Raw genomic sequence first — 12,222 nt, 5'->3', positions numbered from 1 at the left:
GGTTTCTTGGGTTTCTGGCCGTTTCTGGTAAAACAGCCCGAAAACCTAGGAAGGGTCTTTTACTTTAGGTGAAGGATGATGGTGGCGGGTTCCAGGCCTTCAGAGGTAGCGGTCAGTTTCACGGTGCCGGCTTCTTCCTGGGCTTGCAAGATGGCCAGGCAGAGGCCGTTGAACGCTTTGCGGTGGTTCGCCTTAAACGACTCCAAGCTGGTTTGCAACCCATTGTCCACCCCGGCCAGAACCGCTTTCCCGTCAATCCTGAAATGCACCAGGTTATCGGCCCGCGGTACCAGGTTGCCGTCTTTGTCCAGTATTTTCACGGTCACGAAGGAAAGGTCTTTGCCATTGGCCACAATCTGGGTACGGTCTGCTTCCAGCACTATTCTGGCGGCGCCGCCGGCGGTCTTGATTTCCTTGGTGAGTACTTCTTTGCCGTTGGCGCGGGAAACGGCTTTAAGGGTACCCGGCTGGAAAGGCAACCGCCACATCACGTGCAAGTCATCACCCTGCTTTTTGCGTACGCCCTGTGATTTTCCGTTCAGGAACAACTCTACCTCCTCTGCGTTGTTGTAGTACGCCTTCACGTCTACGGTTTGGCCAGCTTGCCAATTCCAGTGCGGGAAAACATGCAATACGGGTTTGTTTGTCCACTCGCTTTGGTACATATAATAGACATCCTTGGGGAAACCGGCTAAATCTACAATCCCGAAGTAGGAGCTGCGGGCCGGCCATACATAGGGCGTGGGCTCCCCCAGGTAGTCAAAGCCCGTCCAGATGTACTGCCCGGATAAGTAAGCATGCTTTTTTATTAGTTTCCAGGTTTCCTCATGGGTAGATCCCCAGGGGGTGCTCACATTATCATACGCTGAGACGGTAAGATCTTTGTTCCCGTCGTGGAAAGGAATGTCCCAGCGCTTGGGCCACCGGCGAATGCTGTCTGCCGGCATGTCATAGTGCCCCCGCGTCATCAACGCGGAGACGGTCTCCGTGGCGATGAATTTCTGCCCCGGAAAGGTCTTCGGAAACTTCTCAAAGTCCTGGTGGTGGTAGTTGAAGCCAAACAGATCCAAGGCGCCTGATTTATAGATGGTGTTGTTAGGGGTTGGCTCATTGATGCCCACGGTAACGGGGCGGGTGGTATCCAGGCTCTTCACAATGTTGACCAGTTCCTTCGCAATGGTGGTTCCTTCCGGGGCCCACTGCTCCGGTATCTCATTGCCGATACTCCAGATAAAGACGCTGGGGTGGTTGCGGTCTCGTTTGATAAAATCCTCCAGATCGCGTTTGTGCCACTCGTCCCAGGCATGGCTGTAGTCAAACTTGGTTTTCTCTTTCTTCCACATGTCAAAGGATTCGTCCATGACAATGAAACCCATTTTGTCACACAGGTCCAGCAACTCAGGCGTAGGTGGGTTGTGCGAGGTCCGGATTCCGTTGACACCCATGTTCTTCATGATTTCCAGTTGGCGTTCCAGCGCCCGCACATTCACGGCTGCCCCCAGCGCCCCCAGGTCATGGTGGTTGCACACCCCATTGATCTTCATGGATTTCCCGTTCAGGGTGAATCCTTTCTGCGCATCAAAGTTGAAAGTTCTGATACCCAGCGGCGTCTCATAGTTGTCTACCACTTTTCCGTTTTGCTCCACCAGGGTGACCACCCGGTACAGGTACGGCTGCTCCACTGACCACAACGTGGGGTTGCTGACAGTTAGATTCTGCTTTACCTCGGTGAGCGCATTGGCTTGGCCGGTTTTCAAGGCTACCTTTTCAGAAGAAGCTTTGGCCACTTCTCTGCCCTGGGCATCATACACCAGCGTACGCAGAGTGATGTTACCGGCCTGCTGCCGGGCATTTCTGACCTGGGTAGTAATGGCTACCGAGGCGGATTGCTCTGACACCTGCGGGGTGGTCACAAACGTGCCCCACTGGTCAACATGCACCGGACTGGTTTTCACCAGCCACACATTGCGGTAAATGCCAGAGCCGGAATACCAGCGGGAATTGGGTTGTTGGGAGTTATCTACTTTTACGGCTACTACGTTCTGCTCCGGCCCAAATTTGAGGTAAGGAGTCAGATCATACCGGAAGGAGATATAGCCGTTTGGTCTTTTTCCTAGGTATTGGCCATTCACCCAGACTTCAGAGTTGGTGTACACGCCGTCAAAGTCAATGTAGAAGAGCTTGTCTTTGTCTTTCGCATCTAACGTGAAGGCTTTGCGGTACCAACCGGTGCCGCCGGGCAAAGCGCCTCCGTTATAGCTGGCCGGGTGTTTCTCATCAAACTTCCCTTCAATGCTCCAGTCATGCGGCAGGTTTAGTTTGCGCCATTGCGTGTCATTGAAATTGGCAACTTTGGCTCCGGCATTTTCGCCCAGGGCGAAGGACCAGTTCTTGGTGAAATCGGTACGTTCCCGCACGGCTGATTTTTCCGTGGTTTTACAGGAAGAAGCACTTAAAAGCAAAAGGAAAGCAAAGGCCCATGAAAAGCCAATGGGGAGAAAAGGAGTAGTAGTTTTTTGCATGTTTTCCTAAAAAGGCATTAAAAACAGACCTTGGTTGAGGTGCTGGAAGTGGAGGTGAAGCGTGCGCTACACTTGACCAGGCCACAGGCAAATTGTCCCCGGCTCCGGGAATATGTGTGCAGACAAGACCTGATATTTCCGTGCGATTTTCTAAAAAGAAATTCAAAACAAGCCATTCCTTCCTGTCAAGTCAGGTACAGGAGTATCAGACCTAAATGGAGTAGGAAAGGGTTGCAAGCCGACTTTCTGCCTATAAAAACCGGTAGCCCCAGACATCAGCTGCGGCTACCGGTTTTTAGCAAATTAGTTTCCTAGCACATAGTGGAACGCGAACCACTCATCTTTGGCGGCATCATAGCTGGTGCCAAACCAGATTCCTTTTGATTGGAAATCCGAAGGGAATGCTTTCACCACTTTGAGTTTGTTCCCGGCAGGGTTCATCCAGGAACCTGGGTTTTGGATCAGGGTATTGCCTACTAACGTAATTTCATTCGTGGCCTCGTCTATGGTGAAGGTACCGGTGGTTTGCACGCCGTTTTGGGAACGGGTGTAGTTCTGGCCGCCAAAGCGGTCGAAACGGATCCAGGAGTTCGTGGCGGCGGCATCCCAAGAGTTATTCCAACCCCAGTCGCGGGAAGAAGCATGTCCGGTGGTCCAGCCATTCCCTTTGCCAATCCAGTCAATCGGGTTACCGGTGGCATCCAGCCTCCATACCCGGCCGGAAGAAGGACCACCGGTCAGCATGTTCAGCAACTCGCCTGGCTTGAACGTGGGGTCAAACCCTTCATCTTTCGGCCTTGGACCCGCATCTACGGGTACGTAATTATCGGCGTATTCTTTGGAGATGTAGTTCCAGACGTAGAGGTAGTCGCCTTCATTGTTGGTTCTTCTTACCCCAATCTGCAGTGATTTTTCGGTCAGTGATAACACCACCAGGTTGCTGGTCCAGTTAGAGGCGTTGGCTATAAAGCCGGGAGACCTCAGAATAGTACCCCCAGAGGTACTGATGGTATGTTCTTTGGCATTGAAGGAATAGGTACCGGTTTCATCCTTCGCCTCTGAAACCTTATGCGTTCTGAAGAAGGGACCGCCTTTCAAGCTGAAGGTCATGGTGCTGGCCATGTCTGCAGCCGGAATAATCCAGCTATTGTCTGCGTACGCCGGGGCCCAGCCTAACTTGGCGGTGCCGTCCTGCATGTTTTGCCAGGTGGTAAGGGGCTCATAGAAATACAAAGGCCCATCAAACACACCGTGCTTGCCATAATCCAGGATCCAGGTTTTCTCTTTGCCCACGCCTCCGGTCAGGAACGTCCAGAGCGGGTCATTCACGTAGTTCAGGTTATCTTCGGTTACCTGTATGGTCACCGGGTCCAAGTCTACTTTTCCGCCCGCGGTCAACACCGAGAGTTGGATGGTGTATTGCCCTTTGAAGGCGTAGCGCACCGTGTCTACCATGCGGGTAGAGGTACCGGTCTCAAAATCCCACATAGAGATGGTGCCCGGCGTTTCATTGATCAGGACCACGGTGTTTCCGCCGGCGTCTGCAGACCGGTCTTGCATCACCCTGAACTTCACATCAGACTTGTTGAGCAGGGCTCCCAGCTCATGGTCATCGTCCTGGCAAGATGCCAGGAAAAGCATCGGGAGGAAGAGGAGGGTAAAGAAGGTTAGTATTTTTTTCATTTCATATAAGGTTATTGGTCAGAGGAAGCTTCCGCGGCCTTTGGTGCTCTACCGGAGGCCTGGAAACGTCAGTTTACTTCTCAAGGAATGTTTGGCCATTATTACCAACCTGCATTTTGCTTCAGCACCCCGTTAGACAGGGTAATCTGGGTGTAAGGAATTTGCTGGAGGCCCCGGGTCTGGGTGATTTTTGCTGCTGAGATGGTTTTGGTGGCCGTTGCCCCGCCGTTCAACACAGTGGTGGTCTCTGCGATGGCGCTGGCGGCAACCTCCACTCCTTGCCGGAGCAGATCCCAGTACCGGATGCCCTCATAGGCGAATTCCAGGTAGCGTTCCTGTAAGAGGCTGCTCTTAGACACGGCCAGGGAAGTGAATTTATCTTTATAGGCGCGCCTCCTCACTTGGTCAAAGTAAGCCTGGGCATTCGGGCTTCCCAGTTCGGCCGCCATCAGCAGGACATCAGCGTACCGGATGGCCGTGTAATCCTGGAACTGCCCAATCATGAAGTTGGTGGCCCCAAAGCTCACGGCAATGCTTTTACCGGTTTCATCTACCAGCGGAGTGTATTTCTTGTTGTAATAGCCGGTGTATTCGCGTTGTTTGCTTTGGTTCACAAACTTGATTTTCTCCTCTGCAATAGAAATGATGGAAGCTCCTCTGCGGGTATCATTGGCGGAATAGGCTTGCCAAAGCTCTGGGTTCACAGTAGCCCCACCCCAGCCGTTGCCATACGGGAAGCTGTACTGTTCCCGCATGCCCAGCATCACCAACCAGTGGTTTCCGTCGGTATTGCCGTTGTAATCACTGGTGTAGGTGTATTTGATGGCAAAAACGGTCTCCTTGTTATCTTCGCCGGCATACTTGGCCAGGGAAGCCGGCCATAAAGAAGCGAAGTCCTCTACCAGGCCATGGCCGCTTTTTGAGACTACGTCTTCCAGGTAAGCCAGGGCTTGGGCCTGGGTCACTACGCCGGCCAGGTCAGGTTTGCCATAATACCCGGTGTAATACAAATACACCCGACCAATCAGTGCCTGGGCGGCCCATTTGGTTACCCTGCCCCGGGTGTTGGCCTGTTGAGCGGCATAAGAAGTAGCCGGCAGGTTATCAGCGGCAAATTTCAGGTCTTGGGCAATCACTTTGTACACTTCTTCTGGACTGGCCTGGGGCACGTTCCCAGAGGAAGGCTCTGTGAGCAACGGAATATTACCCCATAGCCTCACCATGTCAAAGTACAGGAAAGCGCGGAGGTAGCGGGCCTCTGCCTCATAGGTTTTCCTTAGCGCTTCATTGCCGGTCCAGTTGATCTGGTCTATTTTGCCAATCAGCACATTGCACCGGTACACGGCCCGGTAATACGCGTCCCAGTTGGCGCCAAAAAGATCCTGGTCGGCTGGGGAACGGTTTTTGTCAAACTCATCTAGCATCTGGTAGCCAAAGCCGTCTGAGGCTCCGGTACCGCCAAAGGCATTGTCTGACAGTATTTCTGAGGCAACAGGAAAGCTTACCCCGTCTGCCCAGATGATCTGCAGACCGTCATAACACCCAACCAAGGCTTTGTAGGCATCATCAGGAGTCCTGTAGAAATTGCTCTCGGTTAAATCCGTGATGGGCTCCGTATCCAGAAAACTGTCTGTACAGGCACCCAAAGTAAGGGATGACACGCTAAAGGCCAGAATGATCTTATGTATATTTCTCATGTGAAAAGCTTCAAGAAAGGTTAGAATTTGATATTGGCTCCTACTAACATGGTTCTGGGCCGCGGGTAATACCCAAGATCAATCCCAGAGGCGAACCCATTGCTATACCCTATCTCGGGGTCCATGCCTTCATAGGTAGTGAAGGTGTACAGGTTCTGCACAGAGGCATATATTCTCACCTGGTTTATGAAGCTCTTTGGCACCAGGCGCCCCAGGTCATAGCCAAGGGTGACATTGCTGATCCTCAGGAAATCACCGTCATGCAAATACAGATCAGAGAAGTTGGTCCAGTTCCGGTTGTCTGTGGTGACCCGGGGCATGGTGGTGGAAGACCCCGGCCCGTGCCAGCGGTCCAACATGGCGCTGGTATAGTTGGCGTACTGGTTGGCCTGGTTGCGGTAAGACTGCACAATCTGGTTTCCGGCTACGCCCGATGCTAGCATGGAGAAATCAAACCCTTTGTAGTTGGCAGACAGCGTTACCCCAAACGTCACATCTGGGTTAGGATTCCCTATATTGGCCCTGTCTAAGTTATCAATGGTGCCGTCTCCGTTCACATCCACATAGCGCACGTCACCGGGCTGGGCGTTGGGCTGAATAACTTTTTCCTGGGCGTTCCGGTACGCGGCTACCTCTGCTTCCGTCTGGAAGATGCCATTGGTCTTCAATCCCCAGAAGTATCCGATCGGGTAGCCGTTCTGGGCTCTGTAGAACTCCAGCGAGTTATCAAACAACACGTTTTTGTCGCCGTGGATGATACCGTCTGCGGTTGGGATCTTCCCTACTCTGTTTTTATTGTAGGCACCGTTCACCCCAACAGAGTAGTTGAACGCACCAATGTTATCATTAAAGGTGATTCCCAGTTCCACGCCGGAGTTTTTCACGTTTCCGCCGTTGATGAAAGGAGGCCTGGCCCCTGCCGTAGCCAGGATGGGTGCCTCAAGAAGCCAGTCTTTGGTGGTTTTCTTGTACCAGTCAAAGGTAACGGCCATTTTCCCGTTCATCAGGTTGGCATCAAAGCCCAGGTTGGTTTGCTCAGAGGTTTCCCAGATCAGGTCTGGATTGCCCAATCGGCTTGGATACGCCCCAGACACCAATGCTTTCCCGCCTTCTTCCGGGCCAAAAATGTAGTTGGTGTTTTCAAACGTGACCGGAGCCAGGTACTGAAAGAAGTTTATGTTCTGGTTCCCCACCTGCCCCCAGCTGGCGCGCAGCTTAAAGTAATCCATCCAGGGAAGGGTGTTTTCCATGAAGCTTTCATTGCTGACTACCCAACCCACTGAGACAGAAGGGAAATACCCCCAACGGTTACTCTCAAAGAAACGGGAAGAGCCATCTGCCCTGAAAGTGGCGTTTAACAGGTAGGTTTCCTTGAAGTTATAGTTAAAACGGCCGAAGTAAGACATTCTCCGGTCGGCCGGAGAAGGCTCACCAGTCACCGACATGTAAGGAGCCCCGGTTTTATTGGTGGCATTCGCCAACCAGGCGTGCTCCAGGTCCCCTATCACTAGGTTGGCGTTACTGCCATAGAAAGAAGAGCCATCTCGCTGGAATGCTGAAGAACCCACCATCACTTCCACGTTATGGTCTTCTGCCGCCTTGAAATTATACGTAACCAGGTTGTCCCAGATAAGGGATCTGCCTTTGCCCATGGACTGGTTCACGTAGGTAACCGAGTCATTGAAGGAATAGATGGAAAGGGTGTACAAGGGGGTGTAGCCGCGGCTTTCATTCGCGTAATAATCCATTCCTAGGCTAGTCCTGACCTTCAAGTTCTTTATGGGCTCTACCTGCAGGTAGACATCGCCCAGCAACCGTTGGTGGTTTCTTTTGTTCTGGTTGTTGAACACCATTTGGTAATACGGGTTGGCTTCGCCGTTATACCAGGTAGAGGCGCTGTTGTCTATTACCTCTACCCCCAGCAGAGGGCTGGTGTTGAACGCGTTCCGGAGGGTATTGTCATATTGGTTCCCTACCCTGATGCCCTGGTTGTTGGTGTAGGCAAAAGTGAGGTGCTGGCCCAGTTTCACCTTGTTTTGGTAGAAACTGTGCTCTGTGTTGATTCTGAAATTGTAGCGTTCATAATTGGAGAAATCCTTTCCCCCCACAATTCCTTCCTGGTTGGTGTAGGACAAAGCCGTGGAGAAAGTGGAGGTTTCTGACCCGCCCTGCGCGCCCAAAGAATAGTTTTGCGTAAGGGCATCTTTCACCAGCAACCGGTCTAACCAGTCAGTTCCCTCACCCAAGGCCGCCACTTCTTCATTCGTGAACCGGAGCGTTTCTCCTGAATTCACCAAGGCCTCGTTTCTGAGGATGGCGTATTCCCGGGCGTTGAGCAGGTCTACTTTTCTGCCCACGTTCTGCACCCCGAAATACGTGTCAAAGGTAATCTGGGCCGGCTGCCCGGATTTGCCTTGCCGCGTGGTCACCAAGACCACCCCATTGGCGGCCTGTGACCCGTAAATGGCGGCAGAGGCCGCATCTTTCAGCACGTCAATGGATTGGATGTCAGCGGGGTTCAGGTAAGAGATATCTCCCGTTAAAACGCCATCCACCACATAAAGCGGCCCGGCGTTGCCTACGGTACCCAGTCCCCTGATCACCACCCGCATGCCTTCGCCCGGTTGCCCGGAGGTGGAGGTGATCTGCACGCCAGGAGCCTGCCCCTGCAAAGCCTGCAACGGATCTGTCGTGCTCTGTTTCTGCAGGTCTTCCCCTTTCACCTGCACGGTGGCACCGGTCACCAGCTTTTTCTGCTGCACGCCGTACCCTACCACCACTACTTCTTCCAGGGCTTTGGCATCGGTACGCAAGACGAGGTCTACCTGCGACCGGCCGTTGACAGCTACTTCCTGGGTTACGTAACCAATGTAGGTAACCACCAGGGTTTCCTGGCCGGTAGGGAGGTTCAACTGGTAATTCCCGTTGGCGTCTGTGCCGGTGGCCAGGGTAGCGTTGCCTTTCACACTAACGGTAGCCCCAATGATGGCGGAGCCGTCTTCCTGAGCCGTGATCCGACCCTTGACGGTCTGCTGGGCGAAAGCTATTCCGCAGAAACAGAGCAGCCAGATAAGCAGTAGGTATTTTCTCATAGATATGGTTTAAAGTGCTTTACACAAAAAGAGCCCGTAAATAGGAAGGGATCACGGTTAATTGAGTTTCAGGCTTTTCTCACTCCCTGAGTAAGCAATAGTAGCGTCTGGTTTGGCATCATATTGCAGGGGTTTTGCCTTGGTTGGCTGCACGTACACCACCTGGAAGGTTCGGTTCCTCAGCATGCCGTCAAATTCGCCCTGGCGCTTGCCTATCGTTACCGTTTTCTTGGCCTCATTGTAGGTGATGGGAATGGTGGCGAACTTGCCTTTCTCGTAGTTATAGTTCGTGTTCTCGTCTTCATACAGCTCAAAAGAAGCGTCTTTGCCGCCATAGACATACAAGGTGATGGTCTCAGCCGGCTTCTCAGTGGTGTATTGCAGTTCTGGGCCAAACGGCAGAATAGAGCCTTCTTTCACGAACAGGGGCATGCGCTCATACGGGGCATCTGCCTCAATCTGCCGACCACCTTGCTGGTAAGTACCGTCATAGAGGTTGTACCACCCTGTATTGGCGGGCAGGTAAAGGCGGCGCTTGGTGGCGTTTTTGGCGTAAACCGGGTTTACCAGCAAGCTTGGCCCAAACATGAACTGGTCTCCTATGTTGAGCACGTTTTTATCTGTCCCAAAGTCCATGACCAAGGGGCGCATGATGGTGGCGTTCTGGTGGTACACCTGCCCGGTTAAAGAATAGATGTATGGCATGAGGCGGTAGCGCAGCTTGTTGTAGTACACAATGGACTGGTACGCCTTGTGGTTTTCAGGGGCGATGTTGTAGACTTCCCGGAACGGGTATTGCCCGTGCGCGCGGTACAGGGGCGTAAACGTGCCGTACTGGTACCAGCGGGTGTTCAATTCACGCCACTCTTCCTGAGCCTCCGGGGTCATGGGGCCCCGGTCATATTTGTTCTCCACGAAGAAGCCGCCAATATCAGTGGTCCAGTACGGCAAGCCAGACAAGGAAAAGTTTAACCCGGCGGGAATCTGGCGGCCCATCTCCTCAAAAGTAGAGGCAATGTCACCGCTCCAGGTGGCGGCTCCGTAGCGCTGCAACCCTCCAAAGGCGGATCGGGTTAAAATGAACACGCGGTCATTGGGGTTGGTGCCCCGCTGGCCTTCATAAATGCCTTTGTTGTGTTGCAGTACATAGGCATTGAAGTATTTTTCGGCGGAGCCGAGGTACGTGGGGTTCATGAGCGCCTTGCGGTGCGCAATAGAGGAGTTGGATAGGATGTCTGGTTCAGAGGCATCTTGCCACCAGGCGTCAATGCCCATCTTATAGAGCTTCTGGTTGATAAGGTCCCAGAACATATTGCGGCCTTCGGGGTGAAAGGCGTCATAGAAGGTAGACACGTACCCTTTGCCAATCCAGTCTCTGATCTGTTCGTTGATGCTGGTTTTGTAGAGCAGGCCTTTCTGGTCAAACTGTTTGTAGGCGTCAATTCCTTCATAGAACTTGGGCCAGGTGGAAATCATGATCTTGGCATTGTGGGCGTGCACCTCTTTGACCATGCCTTGGGGGTCTGGGAAACGGGTTTCATCAAATTCCTGGCTTCCCCACTGGTCTTCTTTCCAGTAAGACCAGTCCTGCACAATGTTGTCCAGGGGAATCTGGCGCTTCCTGAATTCCCTCACCACCCCCAGCAGTTCCTCCTGGGTTTTGTAGCGCTCGCGGCTCTGCCAGAAGCCCATGGCCCATTTGGGCATCACCTGCGCCGCACCGGTCAAGTGGCGGTAGCCGCCCACCACGCCGTCCAGGTTCTGGCCGTACACAAAGTAGTAATCCATTTTATCCCCGGCCTCAGAAGCGAACGCGATCTTGTTTTGGTCCTGGGCCGGAATAGGCGACAAATACCGCAGGGCCAGGTAAGACACCCCGCCGTCTGGGTTCCATTCCATCTTGAAGGTGTGCTTCTTGCCTTTCTGCAAAGGTGCCTTGAACACCGACAGGCCCGGGTTCCAGGCTTCGCGCCAGCGGTCCAGGAGCAGTTTGTTGTCTATCCAGACTTTTACGTACCCACTGGAGGGCATCTCAAAACGGTGTTCGCCGGTGGCGTCTGACTCCAGGAAACCTTCCCAAGTCATGAGGCCGCCCTCTAACGCATAACCGGCAGGGAAACGCTTCTGGTCTTGCAGAAACTCATAGCTGATCTCAGATTCCTGTCGGGTAATGGGCGTTTTCCCGGTCTTTTTATCAAAAGCATAGGTAGCGGTAAGGCCGCCGGGCTTCTGGTCTTTGCCGTACAGTCTCAGCTTGGAAAGGGGCTGGTACGGCCGCACATCACCGAACTTGGTAATGGAGTTGTTGTCCCAGAGAATGCCGTAGTTTTTGCTGGACACCAGAAACGGCACCACTGCCACCGAGTTATATTGGGTAAGGTCAATCTGCCAGCCACGGTAGTTCATGAGTCCGGTCTGGTGCTGGCCTAAGCCGTAAAACGCTTCGTCTTTGTCTACCGCGAACGCCTTCTGCAGCCGGTAGCTTTGTTCTTGGCCCAAGGTGACCGGTGTAAAGGCTTGGCGGCCCTGGTTACTCTCCTGCAACAGCAACTTACCGTTCTTGTCAAAGAAGGAAACAGCGCCGGTAGCGGCACCTACTTCTACCCGCAGGTCTTTGGTATTCAACACCAGCGTCTCCCCTTTCTCCTGGAACTTCCAGTCGGTTTTGCCTCTCTGATTTTCCAGTACCATCAAACTGGGCTCAGGGGAGAATTTCTCTACCGGGGTAGCCGATACCTGGATGATGTTATCAGTCACTACGCGCAACTTCACATACTGCGGGTCTCCGCTGGCTGGCTTCTCCAGTTTCACAAGAACCCCGTCTTTCAGCTTCTGGTACTTTTTCCCTCCCGGTTGCTGGAAGGAAAAAAGCGTGGCGACAAGGGCCAAACAAAGGGTGTTTCTAATCTTCATTAGACAGTAACGTAAGGGTGGTTTGGGTGCTTTCTGGTAGAGGCCCTGGCTTGGTTACAAGCGTCGCCGAGGCCCAGAAATTGACAGGTTGAAGGTAAGGAGAGCCTCAGGAGGGCATGTGTATCAAATGTTTCCTAAGTATGATGGATCCGTTAACAAATGAAAAAACCGCATTTTTTACCCAAATTGACCGGTTTATTTTTACAAAATGTTAACAAGACTAAGACTGTCCTCCGTTTCAGGGCTATTTTCTTGGAAACAGCCTTGAAACGGAGGGCGGCCACAACGCAGACTCTTGCTTGAGCGGCAAATACA

The 12,222-nt window shown here is 52.9% G+C and carries 5 protein-coding genes; all 5 read right to left on the bottom strand.

The window, feature by feature from the left end:
* Window positions 1-59: 59 nt before the first annotated feature.
* Window positions 60-2,522 carry a beta-galactosidase GalB gene (galB, locus tag FOE74_RS06585; RefSeq protein WP_149097797.1) on the bottom strand — a complete coding sequence of 821 codons (2,463 nt, stop codon included), beginning with the start codon at window positions 2,520-2,522 and terminating at the stop codon, window positions 60-62.
* 303 nt (window positions 2,523-2,825) lie between these two features.
* Complete coding sequence (locus FOE74_RS06580) at window positions 2,826-4,205, bottom strand: hypothetical protein (protein ID WP_149097796.1); 1,380 nt, start codon at window positions 4,203-4,205, stop codon at window positions 2,826-2,828.
* A 101-nt stretch (window positions 4,206-4,306) separates the two neighbouring features.
* Window positions 4,307-5,902 (bottom strand): RagB/SusD family nutrient uptake outer membrane protein, encoded by a 1,596-nt coding sequence (locus FOE74_RS06575; RefSeq protein WP_149097795.1) that lies wholly within the window; start codon window positions 5,900-5,902, stop codon window positions 4,307-4,309.
* Between the two features lie 20 nt (window positions 5,903-5,922).
* The gene (locus tag FOE74_RS06570) at window positions 5,923-8,994 is read right to left on the bottom strand and encodes a SusC/RagA family TonB-linked outer membrane protein (RefSeq protein WP_149097794.1); all 3,072 of its coding nucleotides are present in this window, start codon (window positions 8,992-8,994) and stop codon (window positions 5,923-5,925) included.
* Window positions 8,995-9,051: 57 nt separating this feature from the next.
* On the bottom strand, window positions 9,052-11,907 hold the full coding sequence (locus tag FOE74_RS06565) for a TIM-barrel domain-containing protein (RefSeq protein ID WP_149097793.1): 2,856 nt from the start codon (window positions 11,905-11,907) through the stop codon (window positions 9,052-9,054).
* Window positions 11,908-12,222: the final 315 nt, after the last annotated feature.

Origin of the sequence: Rufibacter glacialis, assembly GCF_008271745.1 — a bacterium.
In the GTDB taxonomy this organism is placed as follows: domain Bacteria; phylum Bacteroidota; class Bacteroidia; order Cytophagales; family Hymenobacteraceae; genus Nibribacter; species Nibribacter glacialis.
This window is presented reverse-complemented; position numbering and strand designations above follow the sequence as displayed.

Coding starts and splice junctions, on each gene's coding strand:
- galB (WP_149097797.1), bottom strand. CDS start 2,522: ATGCAAAAAACTACTACTCCTTTTCTCCCCATTGGCTTTTCATGGGCC.
- FOE74_RS06580 (WP_149097796.1), bottom strand. CDS start 4,205: ATGAAAAAAATACTAACCTTCTTTACCCTCCTCTTCCTCCCGATGCTT.
- FOE74_RS06575 (WP_149097795.1), bottom strand. CDS start 5,902: ATGAGAAATATACATAAGATCATTCTGGCCTTTAGCGTGTCATCCCTT.
- FOE74_RS06570 (WP_149097794.1), bottom strand. CDS start 8,994: ATGAGAAAATACCTACTGCTTATCTGGCTGCTCTGTTTCTGCGGAATA.
- FOE74_RS06565 (WP_149097793.1), bottom strand. CDS start 11,907: ATGAAGATTAGAAACACCCTTTGTTTGGCCCTTGTCGCCACGCTTTTT.